The 17,990-nt window shown below is 72.6% G+C and carries 23 protein-coding genes; 21 read left to right on the top strand and 2 right to left on the bottom strand.

Translation table 11 applies throughout. The features are described 5' to 3' along the window. From rplR to JN535_RS17750, 14 genes are all read left to right on the top strand, one after another. The gene (gene rplR, locus JN535_RS17815; RefSeq protein ID WP_205207171.1) at nt 1-372 is read left to right on the top strand and encodes a 50S ribosomal protein L18; all 372 of its coding nucleotides are present in this window, start codon (nt 1-3) and stop codon (nt 370-372) included. Between the two features lie 40 nt (nt 373-412). Beyond that, nucleotides 413-1,069: a 30S ribosomal protein S5 gene (gene rpsE / locus JN535_RS17810; RefSeq protein ID WP_024840322.1), complete on the top strand. Its 657-nt coding sequence runs from the start codon at nt 413-415 to the stop codon at nt 1,067-1,069. Then, complete coding sequence (gene rpmD / locus JN535_RS17805) at nt 1,069-1,251, top strand: 50S ribosomal protein L30 (RefSeq protein ID WP_021480439.1); 183 nt, start codon at nt 1,069-1,071, stop codon at nt 1,249-1,251. The genes rpsE and rpmD overlap by 1 nt, the downstream gene beginning before the upstream one ends. Nucleotides 1,252-1,253: 2 nt before the next feature. Continuing rightward, entirely contained in the window at nt 1,254-1,805 is a 552-nt protein-coding gene (gene rplO / locus JN535_RS17800; RefSeq protein WP_205207170.1) for a 50S ribosomal protein L15, read from the top strand. Nucleotides 1,806-2,112: 307 nt separating this feature from the next. Then, nucleotides 2,113-3,411 (top strand): preprotein translocase subunit SecY, encoded by a 1,299-nt coding sequence (secY, locus tag JN535_RS17795; protein ID WP_205207169.1) that lies wholly within the window; start codon nt 2,113-2,115, stop codon nt 3,409-3,411. Between the two features lie 50 nt (nt 3,412-3,461). Further along, on the top strand, nt 3,462-4,019 hold the full coding sequence (locus JN535_RS17790) for an adenylate kinase (protein ID WP_205207200.1): 558 nt from the start codon (nt 3,462-3,464) through the stop codon (nt 4,017-4,019). Between the two features lie 34 nt (nt 4,020-4,053). Then, the gene (gene map, locus JN535_RS17785) at nt 4,054-4,890 is read left to right on the top strand and encodes a type I methionyl aminopeptidase (protein ID WP_205207168.1); all 837 of its coding nucleotides are present in this window, start codon (nt 4,054-4,056) and stop codon (nt 4,888-4,890) included. Nucleotides 4,891-5,164: 274 nt separating this feature from the next. Next, nucleotides 5,165-5,386: a translation initiation factor IF-1 gene (gene infA / locus JN535_RS17780; protein WP_012867920.1), complete on the top strand. Its 222-nt coding sequence runs from the start codon at nt 5,165-5,167 to the stop codon at nt 5,384-5,386. A 95-nt stretch (nt 5,387-5,481) separates the two neighbouring features. After that, a complete protein-coding gene (gene rpmJ / locus JN535_RS17775) occupies nt 5,482-5,595 on the top strand; it encodes a 50S ribosomal protein L36 (protein ID WP_003956441.1) in 114 nt (37 codons plus the stop codon). A gap of 237 nt (nt 5,596-5,832) precedes the next feature. After that, nucleotides 5,833-6,207 carry a 30S ribosomal protein S13 gene (gene rpsM, locus JN535_RS17770; RefSeq protein WP_021479758.1) on the top strand — a complete coding sequence of 125 codons (375 nt, stop codon included), beginning with the start codon at nt 5,833-5,835 and terminating at the stop codon, nt 6,205-6,207. Nucleotides 6,208-6,320: 113 nt separating this feature from the next. Next, entirely contained in the window at nt 6,321-6,725 is a 405-nt protein-coding gene (gene rpsK, locus JN535_RS17765) for a 30S ribosomal protein S11 (protein WP_021479759.1), read from the top strand. A 217-nt stretch (nt 6,726-6,942) separates the two neighbouring features. Beyond that, nucleotides 6,943-7,962 carry a DNA-directed RNA polymerase subunit alpha gene (locus tag JN535_RS17760; RefSeq protein WP_021479760.1) on the top strand — a complete coding sequence of 340 codons (1,020 nt, stop codon included), beginning with the start codon at nt 6,943-6,945 and terminating at the stop codon, nt 7,960-7,962. Between the two features lie 74 nt (nt 7,963-8,036). Then, the gene (rplQ, locus tag JN535_RS17755) at nt 8,037-8,609 is read left to right on the top strand and encodes a 50S ribosomal protein L17 (protein WP_205207167.1); all 573 of its coding nucleotides are present in this window, start codon (nt 8,037-8,039) and stop codon (nt 8,607-8,609) included. A 197-nt stretch (nt 8,610-8,806) separates the two neighbouring features. Beyond that, nucleotides 8,807-9,583 carry an alpha/beta fold hydrolase gene (locus JN535_RS17750; protein ID WP_307868920.1) on the top strand — a complete coding sequence of 259 codons (777 nt, stop codon included), beginning with the start codon at nt 8,807-8,809 and terminating at the stop codon, nt 9,581-9,583. Between the two features lie 5 nt (nt 9,584-9,588). On the opposite strand, the gene JN535_RS17745 is transcribed toward JN535_RS17750, so the two are convergent. Then, the gene (locus JN535_RS17745) at nt 9,589-10,359 is read right to left on the bottom strand and encodes an ROK family protein (RefSeq protein WP_205207166.1); all 771 of its coding nucleotides are present in this window, start codon (nt 10,357-10,359) and stop codon (nt 9,589-9,591) included. A gap of 113 nt (nt 10,360-10,472) precedes the next feature. On the opposite strand from JN535_RS17745, the gene truA reads away from it, so the two are divergent. Next, complete coding sequence (gene truA / locus JN535_RS17740; RefSeq protein WP_205207198.1) at nt 10,473-11,399, top strand: tRNA pseudouridine(38-40) synthase TruA; 927 nt, start codon at nt 10,473-10,475, stop codon at nt 11,397-11,399. 25 nt (nt 11,400-11,424) lie between these two features. Here the strand turns inward: truA and JN535_RS17735 are convergent, their stop codons facing one another. Continuing rightward, nucleotides 11,425-11,826 (bottom strand): DUF5709 domain-containing protein, encoded by a 402-nt coding sequence (locus JN535_RS17735; RefSeq protein ID WP_205207165.1) that lies wholly within the window; start codon nt 11,824-11,826, stop codon nt 11,425-11,427. Nucleotides 11,827-11,963: 137 nt separating this feature from the next. Here JN535_RS17735 and JN535_RS17730 point away from each other — a divergent pair, with 137 nt between their 5' ends. The 6 genes from JN535_RS17730 (at nt 11,964) to glmM (ending at nt 17,974) form a co-directional block, all read left to right on the top strand. Then, a complete protein-coding gene (locus JN535_RS17730) occupies nt 11,964-12,524 on the top strand; it encodes a DUF937 domain-containing protein (protein WP_205207164.1) in 561 nt (186 codons plus the stop codon). A gap of 109 nt (nt 12,525-12,633) precedes the next feature. Continuing rightward, nucleotides 12,634-14,328, top strand: a complete 1,695-nt coding sequence (locus JN535_RS17725; RefSeq protein WP_205207163.1) for an ABC-F family ATP-binding cassette domain-containing protein — start codon at nt 12,634-12,636, stop codon at nt 14,326-14,328. A gap of 45 nt (nt 14,329-14,373) precedes the next feature. Next, on the top strand, nt 14,374-15,318 hold the full coding sequence (trhO, locus tag JN535_RS17720; RefSeq protein WP_205207162.1) for an oxygen-dependent tRNA uridine(34) hydroxylase TrhO: 945 nt from the start codon (nt 14,374-14,376) through the stop codon (nt 15,316-15,318). A gap of 170 nt (nt 15,319-15,488) precedes the next feature. Continuing rightward, on the top strand, nt 15,489-15,932 hold the full coding sequence (gene rplM / locus JN535_RS17715) for a 50S ribosomal protein L13 (protein WP_205207161.1): 444 nt from the start codon (nt 15,489-15,491) through the stop codon (nt 15,930-15,932). A 45-nt stretch (nt 15,933-15,977) separates the two neighbouring features. Then, nucleotides 15,978-16,466: a 30S ribosomal protein S9 gene (gene rpsI, locus JN535_RS17710; RefSeq protein WP_047234563.1), complete on the top strand. Its 489-nt coding sequence runs from the start codon at nt 15,978-15,980 to the stop codon at nt 16,464-16,466. Between the two features lie 146 nt (nt 16,467-16,612). Continuing rightward, the gene (glmM, locus tag JN535_RS17705) at nt 16,613-17,974 is read left to right on the top strand and encodes a phosphoglucosamine mutase (protein ID WP_205207160.1); all 1,362 of its coding nucleotides are present in this window, start codon (nt 16,613-16,615) and stop codon (nt 17,972-17,974) included. The last annotated feature ends 16 nt before the right edge of the window (nt 17,975-17,990 follow it).

Here is a 17,990-nt window from a genome sequence, read left to right as displayed (position 1 = left end):
ATGGCTCTGAAGGTTCTCGGCAAGGGCAAGGCCGTCGCGCGTCAGCGCCGCCACCTGCGCCTGCGCAAGAAGATCAAGGGGACCGCCGCTCGTCCGCGCCTCGTGGTGACGCGCTCCACGCGCCACATCACGGCCCAGGTCGTGGACGACTCGATCGGTCAGACGCTCGCGTCGGCCTCGTCGCTCGAGGCGGACCTGCGTGCGCTCGACGGCGACAAGAGCGCCAAGGCCCGCAAGGTCGGCGAGCTCGTCGCCGAGCGTGCGAAGGCCAAGGGCGTCGACGCGGTCGTCTTCGACCGTGGCGGCAACAAGTACCACGGTCGGGTCGCTGCGGTCGCCGACGGCGCCCGCGAGGGCGGTCTGTCCCTGTGACGACGCCGACCATCCCCACACGGAAGCAAAGGATTCTCTGATGGCTGCAGGGCAGCGCAGCAACACCGGCGCCCCCACGGGTGCCGCCAACGAGTCGAGCGACCAGAACGCGCGCGGGGGGCGCCGCGACGACCGTCGTGGTGACCGTCGCGACGGTCGCCGTGGCGACGCAGCCGAGAAGAACGCCTTCGTCGAGCGCGTCGTCACCATCAACCGCGTCGCCAAGGTCGTCAAGGGCGGCCGTCGCTTCAGCTTCACCGCGCTGGTCGTGGTGGGCGACGGCGACGGCACCGTCGGTGTCGGCTACGGCAAGGCGAAGGAGGTGCCCGCGGCGATCGCCAAGGGTGTCGAGGAGGCCAAGAAGAACTTCTTCAAGGTCCCGCGCATCCAGGGCACCATCCCGCACCCCATCCAGGGTGAGGCCGCCGCCGGCGTCGTCTTCCTCCGTCCGGCCGCTCCCGGTACCGGTGTGATCGCCGGTGGTCCGGTGCGCGCCGTGCTGGAGTGCGCGGGCATCCACGACGTGCTGAGCAAGTCGCTCGGCTCGTCCAACGCGATCAACATCGTGCACGCGACCGTCGAGGCCCTGCGCAACCTGGAGCAGCCCGAGGCTGTCGCCGCGCGCCGTGGTCTCCCGCTCGAGGACGTGGCCCCGGCCGCGCTCCTGCGTGCCCGTGCTGCGGGGGTGAACGCCTGATGGCCAGGCTCAAGGTGACCCAGACGAAGTCCGCCATCGGCGGCAAGCAGAACCAGCGCGACACGCTGCGCACTCTGGGCCTCAAGCGGATCGGCGACACCGCCGTGAAGGAGGACCGCCCGGAGATCCGCGGCATGGTCGCGACGGTGGCGCACCTCGTCACCGTTGAGGAGGTCGAGTGACCATGGCTGAGAAGGCCACCAAGGAGACCGCCGAGGCTCCGAAGAAGAAGGCTGCTGCGAAGGCGTCCGCTCCGGCGAAGGCCGAGCAGTCCGCGCAGACCGAGGGTGCCGGCGGCACGCTCAAGGTCCACCACCTGCGTCCGGCTCCCGGCGCCAAGAAGGCCAAGACCCGCGTGGGTCGTGGTGAGGCGTCGAAGGGTAAGACGGCGGGCCGCGGTACCAAGGGTACGAAGGCTCGTTACCAGGTTCCCGAGCGCTTCGAGGGTGGGCAGATGCCTCTGCACATGCGCCTCCCGAAGCTGCGCGGCTTCAAGAACCCGTTCCGCACCGAGTACCAGGTCGTGAACCTGGACAAGCTCGCGGCGCTGTACCCCGAGGGTGGCCAGGTCACCGTCGAGGACCTCGTCGCGAAGGGCGCGGTCCGCAAGGGCCAGCTCGTCAAGGTGCTCGGCACGGGCGAGATCACCGTCAAGCTCGAGGTCGCGGTCGACGCCCTCTCGGGCTCGGCCCGCGAGAAGATCCTCGCGGCCGGCGGTTCGGTCTCGGAGGACTGACACCCCGGACAGGGCCGATGGCGCGCTCGCGCCGTCGGCCCTGTCCGCGTCTGGGGAGGTCCTCCCGCACGACCCGTGGTCCGTCCGGCAGCGCGCCACGGTTAGACTCTCCGACGGTTGTCTTCCCGCACCCCGGGGTGACCGCCGTCACTCGCAGGTCCGCGGCCGGTCCGTCCGGCCGTCGGGACCGACTTGCCGTTCGACGCGGCGCTACGGCTAGGGTGCCTCTTGGCGCCGGTGCCGTGCGTCACACCTCGCCGGGCCTCCCGGCGACACGACATCCCGCCTCGGCGGGCCAGGAGGATAGGTGCTCAGCGCATTCGCCCGGGCTTTCCGGACGCCCGACCTGCGGCGCAAGCTGCTGTTCACGATCGCGATCATGGCGATCTTCCGGGTGGGGTCGTTCATCCCCACGCCGGGTGTGGACTACCCCAACGTCCAGCAGTGCATCGCGGAGACCGCCGACGGCAACGACCTGCTCGGCCTCGTCAACCTCTTCAGCGGCGGCGCACTGCTCCAGCTGTCGATCTTCGCGCTCGGCATCATGCCGTACATCACCGCGAGCATCATCGTCCAGCTGCTGCGCGTCGTGATCCCTCGCTTCGAGGCGCTCCACAAGGAGGGCCAGTCGGGCCAGGCGAAGCTGACGCAGTACACGCGGTACCTGACGATCGCGCTCGCCATCCTCCAGTCGACCACTGTCATCACGACGGCGCGCAACGGCCTGCTCTTCCAGGGTTGCTCGGTCGACGTCATCCCCGACGGCAGCTTCGTCACGATGGCGCTCATGGTCATCACGATGACCGCGGGCACCGGCCTCATCATGTGGCTCGGCGAGCTCATCACCGAGCGCGGCGTGGGCAACGGCATGTCCCTGCTCATCTTCACGTCGATCGCCGCGAGCTTCCCGACCGCGCTCTGGTCGATCGCCGGTGGCGCCAACGGCGCGACGAACTTCATCATCATGATCGCGGTGATCGTGGTCGTCATCGGCCTGGTCGTGTTCGTCGAGCAGTCGCAGCGCCGCGTGCCGGTCCAGTACGCCAAGCGCATGGTCGGGCGCCGCATGTACGGCGGCTCGAGCACCTACATCCCGATCAAGATCAACATGGCCGGCGTCATCCCGGTGATCTTCGCGGCCTCGCTGCTCGCGGTCCCGGGGCTCGTCGCCCAGTTCGGCGACCAGAGCGCCGACTGGGTGATCTGGGTCAGCACGAACCTCGCCGACCCGGCAGCGCCGCTGCACATCGTGCTGTACGTGCTGATGATCCTGTTCTTCTGCTTCTTCTACACGTCGATCACGTTCAACCCGGACGAGGTCGCGGACAACATGAAGAAGTACGGCGGCTTCATCCCCGGCATCCGCGCCGGCCGCCCGACCGCCGAGTACCTCGACTACGTCATCACCCGCATCACCTCAGCGGGCTCCATCTACCTCGCGCTCGTCGCCCTGCTGCCGACGCTGGTCCTCATCGGGCTCGGCGTGAGCACCAACATCCCGTTCGGTGGCTCCTCGATCATCATCGTCGTCGGCGTCGGCCTGGAGACGGTCAAGCAGATCAACTCCCAGCTGCAGCAGCGCCACTACGAAGGGTTCCTCCGTTGAGCAACGCCACCGACGGCCAGTCCGCCGCGCGTCCCGCGCGCCTCGTCATCATGGGCCCGCAGGGCGCCGGCAAGGGGACGCAGGCCGCCCGGCTCGCCGAGCAGCTCTCCATCCCCGCGATCTCGACCGGCGACATCTTCCGGGCGAACATCAAGGGCGGCACGGAGCTCGGTCGGCTCGCGCAGGAGTACACCGCGAAGGGCGACCTGGTGCCCGACTCGGTGACGAACGCGATGGTGCGCGACCGCCTCGCCCAGGACGACGCGGTGCAGGGGTTCATCCTCGACGGCTACCCGCGCAACGCGGCCCAGGTCGTCGAGCTCGACGCGATCCTCGCCGACCTGGGCGTCGCGCTCGACGGCGTCGTGGAGCTCACGGCGGACCGCGACGAGCTCCTCGCCCGCCTCGCGAAGCGCGCCGAGATCGAGGGACGCGAGGACGACACGGAGGAGGCCATCGCCCGCCGCCTCGACATCTACGCCGAGCAGACGGCGCCCCTCACGTCCGCCTACGACGAGCGCGGTCTGCTCGTCCGCGTCGACGGCATCGGCGAGGTCGACGAGATCACCGAGCGCATCGTCGCGGCGCTGACCACGCTCGTCGGCTGAGCGCGGTTCGTCCGCAGGTCTGGAGAGCAGCACGGTGTTCGGTCGCGAACGCATCGAGTACAAGACGCACGACCAGGTCCGGTCCATGCGCAGCGCCGGCCTCGTGGTCGCGCGGGCGCTCTCGACGGTCCGCGAGACGGTGCGTCCGGGCATGACGACCGCGGACCTCGATGCGCTCGCCGCGGCGGTGATCGCGGACGCGGGCGCGACGCCGTCGTTCCTCGGGTACGAGGGCTACCCGGCGTCGTTGTGCGTGTCCGTGAACGACGAGGTCGTGCACGGCATCCCCGGCCCGCGCGAGCTGCGCCCGGGGGACGTCGTCTCCGTCGACTGCGGGGCGATCGTGGACGGCTGGCACGGCGACTCCGCCGTGTCGTTCGTCCTCGGTGAGGGCGATCCTCGGGACGAGGCGCTCGTCGAGGCTACGCGCCGTGCGATGTGGGCGGGCATCGCCGCGCTCGCGACGAGCGAGCGGCTCGTCGACGTGGGCGCCGCGATCGAGGACTCGGTCCAGGCCTCGGGGGAGGCGGACGGCGTCGCCTACGGGATCGTCGAGGACTACGTCGGCCACGGGATCGGCTCGGCCATGCACCAGCCGCCGGACGTCCCGAACTACCGCACGCGTGAGAAGGGACCGCGGCTGCGGCCGGGCATGTGCCTGGCGATCGAGCCGATGGTGACCCTCGGCGACCGGTTCACCGAGGTCTGCGAGGACGACTGGACGGTCGTGACCGACGACGGTGCGCGCGCGGCCCACTGGGAGCACAGCGTCGCGATCCTCGAGGACGGCATCTGGGTCCTCACGTCGCCCGACGGCGGAGCGGCCGAGCTCGCGGAGCTCGGCGTGCGCGTCACGCCGCTCGCCGCCTGACCGCCGTCGCGCTCCAGCGCCGCCCGGCCCAGAGCGGCGGGGGAGTGACGCGTCGCACGACCCTGGACGCCCGTCACGGTTTCGCCTCCCTTGCCGGATGCCGTAGGATGGTCCGTCGGGTGTAGTCCGTGCACGTCGTTCAACCGGCCCCCGTCCCTCGGGACCCGGGCGACCGGCCTCCGCACGCGGCTCCACGCACCTCCCACGATCGGACGACCCTCGGGTCGGGCGTGCGCGGGAGTCCTAGCAGTTCAGACGAGAGTTAGCGGAGGACATGGCAAAGAAGGACGGTGTCATCGAGATCGAGGGCAGCGTGGTCGAGGCCCTGCCGAACGCGATGTTCCGCGTGGAGCTGGCCAACGGTCACAAGGTCCTCGCGCACATCTCGGGCAAGATGCGCCAGCACTACATCCGGATCCTCCCCGAGGACCGGGTCGTGGTCGAGCTGAGCCCGTACGACCTGTCCCGCGGCCGGATCGTCTACCGCTACAAGTAGTCGCCACGCGTCCACCCACTCACCCGCCACGCCACCCGGTCACCGGGGCCGCTCGTCGGTCGCGCCCGGAGCGGGGCACCACTGAGGGAACGAAGATGAAGGTCAAGCCCAGCGTCAAGAAGATCTGCGACAAGTGCAAGGTGATCCGCCGGCACGGTCGCGTCATGGTGATCTGCGACAACCTGCGGCACAAGCAGCGCCAGGGCTGAGCCCGCGCCTGCGCCACAGGTGACGGTCCTCCGGGGCCACGGTCACCGGGCCGCCCGTCACGACGACGGTCGGCCACCAGCGCACCACCACGAACCTGCTCGGCACACCGGACACGAGTCCGGGAGGAGAACGCCACAGGCAGGGGAACCCCCGGCTCGGAGGCCGGGGCCCACGGAGCTCCCCGTGGGAGGGCGGTGCGACAGACCTCCGACGAAGAACGAGGAGCCGAAAGGCACATGGCACGTCTCATCGGCGTCGACCTCCCCCGCGACAAGCGGCTCGAGGTCGCGCTCACCTACATCTACGGCGTCGGCCGTACCCGCGCCCAGCAGACGCTGGCCGCGACCGGCATCAGCCCGGACGCGCGCGTGAAGGACCTCGGCGACGCCGAGCTCGTCGCGCTCCGCGACTACCTCGAGGGCAACTACAAGCTCGAGGGTGACCTCCGTCGTGAGGTGGCCGCCGACATCCGCCGCAAGGTCGAGATCGGCACCTACCAGGGCCTGCGTCACCGCCGCGGCCTGCCCGTGCGCGGCCAGCGCACCAAGACCAACGCGCGCACGCGCAAGGGACCGAAGCGCACCGTGGCCGGCAAGAAGAAGGCCCGCTGAGCCAGTCCGCAGGGCGGGCCCCGCTCGGGTGCTGACGTCGGCCGCACGGTCCACGTCGTCCCGGTCGGAGATCCCCGCGGTCAGACCACCTCAGACCAGGAGAGAAACGAAAGATGCCTCCCAAGACTCGCGCCGCCGCTGGGCGCAAGCCTCGCCGCAAGGACAAGAAGAACGTCCCCGCCGGCCAGGCGCACATCAAGAGCACGTTCAACAACACGATCGTGTCGATCACGGACCCGTCGGGTGCCGTGATCGCGTGGGCCTCCGGCGGCGACGTCGGCTTCAAGGGCTCCCGCAAGTCGACCCCCTTCGCCGCCGGCCTCGCGGCCGAGGCCGCTGCTCGCAAGGCGCAGGAGCACGGCATGAAGAAGGTCGACGTCTTCGTCAAGGGCCCGGGCTCGGGTCGCGAGACGGCGATCCGCTCGCTGCAGTCGGCCGGCCTCGAGGTCGGCTCGATCCAGGACGTCACGCCGCAGGCGCACAACGGGTGCCGCCCGCCCAAGCGTCGTCGCGTCTGACCCTCGTCGTCGGCGTGCCGTCGACGGGCCGCCCGGTCACCGACCGGCCGAGCCCGTCGACGGCGCCCGTCACGGGGCAGCCGCCTCCTGACGGGGCCGACGCTCCCTTCCCGACCGGGTGGACAGAGTCCCGGCCGGGGCCGCGTGCCGCAGGCGCGCACCTCGCCTTGAACCGTGCAGCGTCATATGGCGGACGCTCACCGAAAGGAAACCACCAGTGCTGATCGCACAGCGCCCCACCTTGACCGAAGAGGTCATCTCGGAGAACCGCTCGCGCTTCTCCATCGAGCCGCTGGAGCCGGGCTTCGGCTACACGCTCGGCAACTCGCTGCGTCGCACGCTGCTGTCGTCCATCCCGGGCGCGGCGGTCACCTCCATCCGCATCGACGGTGTGCTCCACGAGTTCACCACCGTGCCGGGTGTGAAGGAGGACGTCACCGAGGTCATCCTCAACATCAAGAACCTCGTCGTCTCCTCGGAGAACGACGAGCCCGTCGTGATGTACCTGCGCAAGCAGGGTGCTGGTGCGGTCACCGCGGCGGACATCGTCCCGCCCGCGGGCGTGGAGGTCCACAACCCCGAGCTGCACATCGCCACGCTCAACGACAAGGGCAAGCTCGAGATCGAGCTCACCGTCGAGCGCGGCCGTGGGTACGTCTCGGCCTCGCAGAACAAGTCGTTCGACGCCGAGATCGGGCGCATCCCGGTCGACTCGATCTACTCGCCGGTCCTCAAGGTGACCTACAAGGTCGAGGCGACGCGTGTCGAGCAGCGCACGGACTTCGACAAGCTGGTCGTGGACGTCGAGACGAAGCCGGCGATCTCGCCGCGCGACGCGCTCGCGTCGGCGGGCAAGACGCTGGTGGAGCTCTTCGGCCTGGCCCGTGAGCTCAACGTCGAGGCCGAGGGCATCGAGATCGGCCCGTCGCCGACGGACGCGGCGCTCGCCGCGGACCTGGCGCTGCCGATCGAGGAGCTCAACCTCACGATCCGCTCGTACAACTGCCTCAAGCGCGAGGGCATCCACCAGGTGGGCGAGCTCGTCGCACGCAGCGAGGCGGACCTGCTGGACATCCGCAACTTCGGTGCGAAGTCCATCAACGAGGTGAAGGAGAAGCTCGCCGAGCTCGGCCTGTCCCTCAAGGACTCGCCGCTCGACTTCGACCCGTCGGCCGCCGCGTACTACGACGGCGACGACGACGAGGCGACGTTCTCGGACACCGAGCAGCAGTACTGAGCCTGCGGCTCTAGACACCTCAGCGCGTCCGGGTCCGCACCTGCGGCGCGATCACTTCCCAAGGAGCACATCCCATGCCTACCCCCGCCAAGGGCCCCCGGCTCGGCAGCGGACCGGCTCACGAGCGTCTGATGCTCGCGAACCTGTCCACCCAGCTCTTCGAGCACGGCCGCATCACGACCACCGAGACCAAGGCGAAGCGCCTGCGCCCGGTGGCCGAGCGCCTCATCACGTTCGCCAAGCGCGGCGACCTGCACGCGCGTCGTCGCGTCCTGCGCGTCGTGCGCGACAAGTCCGTGGTGCACACGCTGTTCACCGAGATCGCCCCGCAGATGGCGGAGCGTGAGGGTGGCTACACGCGCATCACGAAGGTCGGCACGCGCAAGGGCGACAACGCGCCCCTCGCGGTGATCGAGCTCGTGACCGAGCCCGTCAGCCCCAAGCAGGCCGTCGTCCGCGAGGCGGAGAAGGCCGCGGAGAAGGCGAGCAAGAAGAAGGCGGACAAGCCGGCCACGAAGGCCGACGCGGTCGAGGACGCGCCCGTCGAGGACGCGCCCGTCGAGGACGCGCCCGTCGAGGACGCTCCCGCCGAGGACGTCCAGGACGCGCCCGTCGAGGACGCGACCGAGGAGAAGAAGGAGGCCTGAGCCTCCTCGATCGACTCGCGGAGTCCTCCGGGACTCCACGCCGCAGGGCCCGGAACCGTACGGTTCCGGGCCCTGCGGCGTTCCGGGGGACGCGCTGTCCCCGGCGCCGGGCGACGCGGTGCAGATCGGGGAGTGCGGGCGCCCGACGGCGGACCTCCGGCCGAGCGCACGACCGCGCCGCGGCCTAGGGTCGACGGGTGCCCACTCGCGACACCTCCGCCGGTACCGGGCGGGCGGCGTGGCCGCCCGTCGTCCTCGTCCACGGCTCGCGCACGTCGCGGTCGATGTGGCGCGACCAGCTCGCCGCCATGCGCCGCGCGGGGGTCGACGCGCTCGCCGTGGACCTGCCGGGGCACGGCGCGCGGCGCGGCGAGACGTTCACGCTGGACGGTGCCGTGGGGGCGGTCGTGTCGGGGATCGACGACGTGGGCGGCCGCGCGCTCGTCGTCGGTCTGTCGCTGGGCGGCTACGTCGCGATCGAGACCAGGGCGCGGCACCCCGAGCGCGTCGTCGGCCTCGTGGCCGCCGCGTGCTCGACCCCGCCCACCACGCGGCTGCGCGGGGGCTGGCTCCTCGTCGCGCGCGGCATCGAGCGGCTGCCCGACGGCGGAGCGGGGCTGAACCAGGCGCTCGTCGACCGGGCGCTGACGCCCCAGGCCGCGGCCGACCTCGCGGCGGGCGGCTTCGCGCTCGACGTGATGAGCGCGATCCTGCGGGAGGTCGAGGCGGTCGACCCCGCGACGGCCCTCGCCGCCACGGACTCGCCCGTCTGGCTGGTCAACGGCCGGTGGGACCACTTCCGGCTCGGCGAGCGCGGTTTCGTCGAGGCGGCCCGGCGCGGGGGAGCGCCTGCTCGGCTCGTGGTGGTCCCGGGCGCCCGGCACCTCGTGAGCCTCGACGCACCGGTCGCGTTCAACCGGGTCCTGCTCGACGCCCACCGCGCCGTCGCGCCGCGTCGCACCGTCGCGCGCTGAGGCGGTCAGGCGGGCGGCAGGTCCCACGCGCGCGCCCCGCCGACGAGCGCCGCGGAGTTCGGCACGACGACGACGTCGTCGCCGAGGCGGTCGAGGACGCTCGGGGTGATCTGGCGCGAGTTCCCGCCACCCAGGTAGAGCCGGTCCCACCAGAAGACGGGCCGCAGGCCCTCGACGACCGCGAGGACGCGCCGCGACCACAGCCCGTTGCCGAGCCGCCGCCGCTCGGGCTCGCCGACGTACTCGTCGTACGTCGTCCCACGGCGCACCGGGGCGCGCGACCACTCGAGGTGCGGCGCGAGCCGACCACCGTGGAACAGCGCAGAGCCCAGCCCCGTCCCGAGGGTCAGCACGAGCTCCAGCCCGGACGCCGCGACGACGCCCGCGCCGTGCACCTCGGCGTCGTTGAGGACGAGGGCGGGCACGCCGAGGCGCGCGGCCACCGCGGCCTGGACGTCGAAGCTCGTCCATGCCTCGAGGAGATCCGGGTCCACGCGCGAGCGCGGGCCGCTGCGGGTGACGTAGTGCGGCGTGTGCACGACGACGCCGCGCCGGATCATGCCGGGCATGCCGACGGTGACCCGGTCGGCCGGGGGCAGCGTGGCGGCGATCTCGGCGATCGTCTCGACGAGCAGCCCGGGCGGCAGGGGGTAGGGCGTCGGCACGCGGACGGCGGCGGCGTGCGCGGTGCCCGACGCGTCGAGCACGTTCGCCTTGATGCCGCCGCCGCCGCAGTCCACGGCGAGGGTGCGGACGTCTGCGCGGTCGCCGGTCATGGGCGGCAGCGTAGGCACGGCGGCGCGCGCGCCGCACGGCCGGGCGACTACGGTGAACTCCCGTGAGCGACGCCCCTGCCCCCGACGCACGCACCGACGACCCCGCCCTCGGCGTGCCGGCGGCGGCCGCGGGCCCCGGGCCGAGCGGACGGCAGGAGCCGCCCGACGGCGTCGTACGCGTGCGCCTCGACCTCGCCTACCAGGGGACGGACTTCGCCGGCTGGGCGCGCCAGCCGGCGCTGCGGACCGTCCAGGGGTCCATCGAGGACGGGCTCGCGACCCTCCTGCGCGGCCCAGCGCCTCGCCTGACCGTCGCCGGGCGCACCGACGCGGGAGTGCACGCGCGCGGACAGGTCGCGCACGTCGACCTCTCGCGGGACCAGTGGGAGGCTCTCCCCGGTCGCTCCGATCGGTCGCCCGGGGACGCGCTCGTCGCGCGGCTGGGCGGGGTGCTCCCGGGGGACGTCGTCGTGCACCGCGCGGCGCCCGCACCCGTGGGCTTCGACGCGCGGTTCTCCGCGCTCCACCGCGCGTACACGTACCGGGTCGCGGACGACCCGGCGCGGCGCGACCCGCTGCGGCGGGCGTGGGTCCTGTGGAACCGGCGCCCGCTCGACGTCGCCGCGATGGACGCCGCCGTGCGGCCGCTGCTCGGGGTCCGCGACTTCGCCGCGTTCTGCAAGCCGCGTCCCGGCGCGACGACGATCCGCGAGCTCCAGCACCTGTCGTGGTCGCGTCCTGCGGACGGGCCCGACGCGGGCCTCGTCGTCGCGCACGTCCGCGCGGACGCGTTCTGCCACAACATGGTGCGCGCGCTCGTCGGGGCGTCGCTCGCGGTCGGAGAGGGACGGCGCGGGGTCGACTGGCCCGCGCAGCTCCTCGCGAGCCGCCGTCGCGACGCAGGGGCCGGCGTCGTCCCCGCCCACGGGCTCGTGCTCGAGGAGGTCACCTACCCGCCGGACGACGAGCTCGCGGCACGCGCCGACCGCGTCCGCGCCGTCCGGAACGAGGAGGACGTCTGGGACGGGGGCGCCGCCTGACCGGGACGGCCGGGTCGCGGCTCGCTCAGGGCTCCTCGACGACGTGCACGGCCGCCTCCTCGGCGCCCGCGGCGCCCCCGGAGATGCCCTCGTCGTCGGCGTAGGTGTCGTTCTGGCGCCCGTCGAGCGCGTCGGGGTCCGCGACGAGGCGGCCCGAGCGGGAGTCGTCCGATCGCTCGAGCGGGTCGCGGTCCCACTCCTCGGGCTCCTCCTCGGCGAGGCGCTGGTCGAGCGTCTCGCCGTGCACCTCCTCCCACGGCGTCTCGCCGAAGTGGTTCGTGCGGGGGCGGTCAGGAGGCGAGTAGCCCTCGTCGAGCACGTCGTCCACGCCGCGGTCGAGCAGCGTGTCCTCGGCCTGGAGCTGGTCGTTGTCGCCCTCGGCGCCGGTCTCCGGGTCGGGGCTGGTCCCCGTGGTGTCTTCGCTCATGCGTCCACAGTGGCACCTCGTCGGGTCCGACGCAGCATCTGCCGCCCGACCTGCACGGACGTTCCGCCGGCGATACCGTGGGACGGGTCGCGTGCGTCGCGGCCACCCGCGAACGACCCCGAGAACCGAGGACCCTCATGGCCGGCATCGACGACATCCTGTCCACCATCCCGCTCGACCAGCTCGCCGGTCGGCTCGGCGTCGACGAGGCGACGGCGCAGCAGGCCGTGGGTGCGGCCCTCCCCGCCCTGCTGGGTGGTCTCCGGGCGAACGCGCAGGACCCCGCCGGCGCGGCGTCGCTGGGCAAGGCCCTCACGCAGCACGACCCGTCGCTCGTCGAGGGCGGGGTGAACCTCGACGACGTGGACACGGCCGACGGCGAGAAGATCGTCCGGCACGTGTTCGGGTCGAACGAGGAGGCGGTCGTCGCGCAGCTCGCCGACTCGACGGGCACGCAGCAAGGGTTGCTGTCGAAGGTCCTGCCCGCGCTCGCGCCGATCGCGCTGGCGTTCCTCGCGAAGCAGCTCGGGGGCAAGCGCGGCAGTGCGGAGCCCTCGCCGGCGGAGCAGGAGAGCGCGACCGGCGGTCTGGGCGACGTGCTCGGGGGCCTGCTGGGCGGGGGCTCGGGAACGTCCGGCGGCGGCCTCGGAGACCTGCTGGGCGGCCTCGGCGGCCTGCTCGGGGGCGGCCGGCGCTGAGCCCTCGCGCGGGCGCGCTCCGGCTTCCCGGACCGTGCGCCGTCGGGCAGGGCGGGTCGTCGTGCAAAGCGCGTGACCCGGGCGGCGCTCCCGGGGGACCATGGACCCCGTGGGACACCTCGACCTCAGCGACGTCACGTATCACCTGCCCGACGGGCGCACGCTCCTCGACGGCGTGAGCCTGCGCGTCGCGGACGGCGCGCGGGTCGCGCTCGTCGGGCCGAACGGCGTCGGCAAGTCGACGCTGCTGCGCATCGTCACGGGCGACGTCGCGCCGCACGGCGGGGCGGTCGTGCGCAGCGGCGGCCTCGGCGTCATGCGGCAGGACGTGGGGCGCATCGACGACGACCGCACGGTGCGCGACCTGCTCGTCGAGCTCGCGCCGGCCGCGGTCAAGGAGGCGGCGCTCGAGCTCGCCGCGGCCGAGCACGACATCATGACGGTCGACGACGAGCCGGCCCAGCTCCGGTACGCGCAGGCGCTCGTCGACTGGGCCGACGTCGGGGGCTACGAGGCCGAGACGGCGTGGGACGAGGTGACCGACGAGGTCCTGTCCGTCCCGTTCGAGAAGGCGCAGTGGCGCGACGTGCGCACGCTGTCCGGCGGGGAGCAGAAGCGCCTGGCCCTGACGGCGCTGCTGCGCGGTCCGGAGGAGGTGCTGCTGCTCGACGAGCCGGACAACCACCTCGACGTGCCGACCAAGCGCTGGCTCGAGGAGCGGCTCGTGGCGTCGCCCAAGACAGTCCTCTACGTCTCGCACGACCGCGAGCTGTTGTCCCGCACGGCGACGCAGGTCGCGACGATCGAGCCGACGCCGGGCGGCGGGACGGTCTGGGTGCACGGCGGCGGGTTCGCGACCTACGCGCAGGCGCGCGCCGACCGGCGGGAGCGCCTGGCGGAGCTCGCGCGGCGGTGGGACGAGGAGCACGCCAAGCTGCGCGAGCTCGTGCAGACGCTCAAGACCAAGGCCGCCTACAACGACGGGCTCGCGAGCCGGTACCAGGCGGCGAAGACGCGCCTGCGCAAGTTCGAGGAGGCCGGCCCCCCGGAGGTGCTCGCGCGCGAGCAGCGGGTGACCGTGCGGCTCGCGGGCGGGCGCACGGCGAAGCGGGCCGTGACGTGCCAGGGGCTCGAGCTCACGGGGCTCATGAAGCCGTTCGACCTCGAGGTGTTCTTCGGGGAGCGCGTCGCGGTGCTGGGCTCCAACGGGTCGGGCAAGTCGCACTTCCTGCGGCTCCTCGCCGCCGGTGGGAGCGACCCCGAGCCCGGGGTGGTGCCCGACCCCGCGACGTCCGACGGCGTCCGGCCCGACCCCGTGGCGCACACCGGTCGGGCGGTGCTCGGCTCGCGCGTGCGGCCGGGCTGGTTCGCCCAGAACCACGACCACCCGGAGCTGCGCGGGAGGACCCTCCTGGAGATCCTCCACCGCGGCGACGGGCACCGGGCCGGGATGGGCCGCGAGGGCGCGAGCCGCGCACTCGACCGGTACGAGCTCGTCGGTCAGGCGGAGCAGCGCTTCGAGACCCTCTCGGGAGGGCAGCAGGCGCGGTTCCAGATCCTCCTGCTCGAGCTCGACGGCGCGACGCTCCTGCTGCTCGACGAGCCGACGGACAACCTCGACCTGCACTCGGCCGAGGCGCTCGAGGCCGGTCTCGCGGCGTTCCAGGGCACGGTGCTCGCGGTGACGCACGACCGGTGGTTCGCGCGCGGGTTCGACCGCTACCTGGTGTTCCGCAGCGACGGGGAGGTCGTCGAGGCGCCGGAGCCGGTCTGGGACGTCGAGCGCGTGCAGCGGGCGCGGTAGCCGCCGCGTCCCGGGGCGGGGCGCGCCGTCCCTATCCTGGTGGGCATGGCCGTCCACAAGATCGTGCTCTTCTACGCCTTCACGCCGCTGCCCGACCCGCGCGCGGTGCAGCTCTGGCAGCGGGCGCTGGGGGAGCGGTGGAACCTCACGGGGCGCGTGATCGTCGCGGAGCACGGGATCAACGCGACGCTGGGCGGGACGGTCGAGGACCTCAAGCAGTACGTGAAGACGACCCGGCAGTACCCCGGCTTCGAGGACATCGACGTCAAGTGGTCCGACGGCACGGGTCGGGACTTCCCCCGCCTGTCCGTCAAGGTGCGCCCCGAGCTCGTGGCGTTCGGCGTCCCCGACGAGGTCCGGGTCGACGAGCACGGCGTCGTGGGGGGCGGGGTGCGGCTCAGCCCGCAGGCCCTGCACGACCTCGTGGCGGAGCGCGGCGACGACGTCGTGATGTTCGACGGCCGCAACGCGTTCGAGGCGGCGATCGGGAGGTTCCGCGGAGCGGTCGTCCCGGACGTCGCCACGACGCGCGACTTCGTCGCCCAGATCGACTCGGGTCGCTACGACGACCTCAAGCAGCGCCCGGTCGTCACCTACTGCACCGGGGGCGTGCGGTGCGAGGTGCTGTCCGCGCTCCTGACCGCTCGCGGCTTCGAGGAGGTGTACCAGCTCGACGGCGGCGTCGTGCGGTACGGCGAGGTGTTCGGCTCGCAGGGGCTGTGGGAGGGCTCGCTCTACGTGTTCGACGAGCGCATGCACGTCGATCTCGGCCCGGGGTCGACGCCGCTCGGCGCGTGCACGGGGTGCGGGGCGGCGACGGCGAAGTACGAGAACTGCGCCGACCCGAGCTGTCGGACGCTGCGCCTGTACTGCCCGGACTGCGTGCACGTCCCGCGCTCGACGCGGTGCGCGACGTGCGTGGCCGAGCGCCCGGCCACCGGCCTGCCCACCAGCCCCGCCGCTTTGACCGGTGGCCTGCCGCGCGGGTAGTCTGTTGAGTCGTTGTGCTCATCTCACGACACCCGTGTCGCTAGCGCGCCCACTCGCTGCCGGCCAAGGAGCGGGTGCCGACCGAGCCCGCCGCGCAACGACCTGCCCTCTCGGCCGCACGCTTCAGCGACCGAAGATGACATTCTGAGACAGAAACGAAGGCTACGACCGTGCGTACGTACACCCCGAAGCCCGGCGACGTCCAGCGCGACTGGTACGTCATCGACGCGACCGACGTCGTCCTGGGCCGCCTGGCCAGCCACGTGGCCACCCTGCTGCGCGGCAAGCACAAGCCGACCTTCGCTCCGCACGTCGACGGCGGTGACTTCGTCATCGTCATCAACGCCGGCAAGGTCGCCCTGAGCGGCAACAAGCGCGAGCAGAAGATGGCCTACAACCACTCCGGCTACCCGGGTGGTCTGCGTGCCGTCGCCTACGGCGACCTGCTCGACAAGCACCCCGAGCGTGCTGTGGAGAAGGCCGTGCGCGGCATGCTCCCCAAGACCACCCTCGGTCGCGCCCAGTTCGGCAAGCTCAAGGTCTACGCGGGTGCCGAGCACCCGCACGCCGCGCAGCAGCCGAAGCCGTTCGAGATCACCCAGGTCGCGCAGTAATCGCCGCCCAGGCGTAGCGCACAGAGAGACGCGAGGACACCACCCGTGGCCGAGACCACCGTCGACACCGACACCCTGGGCGACGAGACGCCCAGCACCTACACCTCCGAGTCCGCGGCCCCCACGGGCCGCGGCCAGAGCATCACCGCCCCCGGCCAGGCCCTGGGCCGCCGCAAGGAGGCCGTGGCGCGCGTGCGCCTCGTCCCCGGGACCGGGCAGTGGAAGATCAACGGGCGCTCGCTCGAGGACTACTTCCCGAACAAGGTTCACCAGCAGCTCGTGAACTCCCCGCTGAAGCTGGTCGACGTCGAGGGTCGCTTCGACGTCGTCGCCCGCATCAGCGGCGGCGGCACCTCCGGCCAGGCCGGTGCGCTGCGCCTCGGCATCGCGCGTGCGCTCAACGCGATCGACGCCGAGCACAACCGCCCCGCGCTGAAGAAGGCCGGCTTCCTCACTCGCGACGCCCGCGTCGTCGAGCGCAAGAAGGCCGGTCTCAAGAAGGCCCGTAAGGCACCGCAGTACTCCAAGCGCTGATCCGCGCCGTGCGCTCGTCGGCCCCGGTGGACCTGGTCCACCGGGGCCGACGGCGTTTGTGAGGAGCGGTGACCAAGGCTCGCCGACGGCGGGCGGGGGCAGGCGGTCGTACGGTCGACGTACGGCCGGTCGAGGAAGGACTTTCCATGGGACGGCTTTTCGGCACCGACGGGGTGCGCGGGCTGGCGAACGGCAACGTGACGGGCGAGCTCGCGCTCGACCTCGGCGTCGCGGCGGCGCGGGTGCTCGCGAGCGGCCAGGAGGAGGGACACCGCCCGCGCGCGGTCGTGGGGCGGGACACGCGGGTGTCGGGCGAGTTCCTGGGCGCGGCGCTCATCGCCGGGCTCGCGAGCGCGGGCGTCGACGTGAAGGACGTGGGCGTGCTGCCGACGCCGGCCGTCGCGTACCTGGCGAGCACCATGGACGTCGACTTCGGCGTCGTGATCTCCGCGTCGCACAACCCGATGCAGGACAACGGGATCAAGTTCCTCGCGCGCGGCGGGGTCAAGCTCGACGACGCGGTCGAGGACCGGATCGAGAGCCTGCTCGGGCAGGAGTGGCAGCGGCCGACGCACGGTGCGGTCGGACGCATCTCGCCCGACCGTGGTCGCGCGGGCGGCGCCTACGTCGAGCACCTCATGGCGAGCATCGGGGCCGACGAGGACCACAAGCCGCTCGCCGGCCTGCGCATCGCGGTCGACTGCGCGAACGGCGCGGCGAGCGACGTCGGCCCCGCGGCGCTGCGTGCGGCCGGCGCGGACGTCGTGGTCATCAACGCGAGCCCCGACGGCCGCAACATCAACGCCGCGTGCGGCTCGAACCATCCGGAGCAGCTCCAGGCCGTCGTCGTGGCGTCCGAGGCGGACTTCGGCGTCGCGTTCGACGGCGACGCCGACCGCTGCATCGCGGTCGACCACGGCGGTACCGTCGTCGACGGCGACCAGATCATGGGTGTCCTCGCGCTCGCGCTCAAGGACGAGGGCGAGCTCCCGCACGACACGCTCGTCGTGACGGTCATGAGCAACCTCGGCCTCCTGCTCGCGATGCGCGACGCGGGCATCACCACCGTCCAGACGGCGGTCGGCGACCGGTACGTCCTCGAGGAGATGCGGGCCCACGGGTACGGGCTCGGGGGCGAGCAGTCGGGGCACATCGTGCTGTCGCGCTACGCGACCACCGGGGACGGCGTGCTCACGGCCCTCCAGCTCGCGGCACGCGTCCGGGCGACGGGCCAGAAGCTCGCCGACCTGGCGAGCGTCGTGCAGCGCCTCCCGCAGACGCTCCTCAACGTCTCCGGCGTGGACAAGGCGCGCGCGTCGAGCGACGAGGCGCTGCTCGCCGCCGTCGCCGAGGCGGAGCGGACCCTCGGCGAGACGGGCCGCGTGCTGCTGCGCCCGTCGGGCACCGAACCGCTCGTGCGTGTCATGGTGGAGGCCGCGACGCAGCAGCAGGCCGACGCGGTCGCCGCACGGCTCGCAGGCGTCGTGCGGGACCGGCTGGCGCTGTGAGCGCGACGGGACGGAC

The sequence above is a fragment of the Cellulosimicrobium cellulans genome (assembly GCF_016921195.1).
Taxonomy (GTDB): Bacteria; Actinomycetota; Actinomycetes; order Actinomycetales; family Cellulomonadaceae; genus Cellulosimicrobium; species Cellulosimicrobium cellulans_F.
The sequence above is the reverse complement of the archived record's forward strand: the minus strand, read 5'-3'. Positions and strand labels throughout refer to the sequence as shown.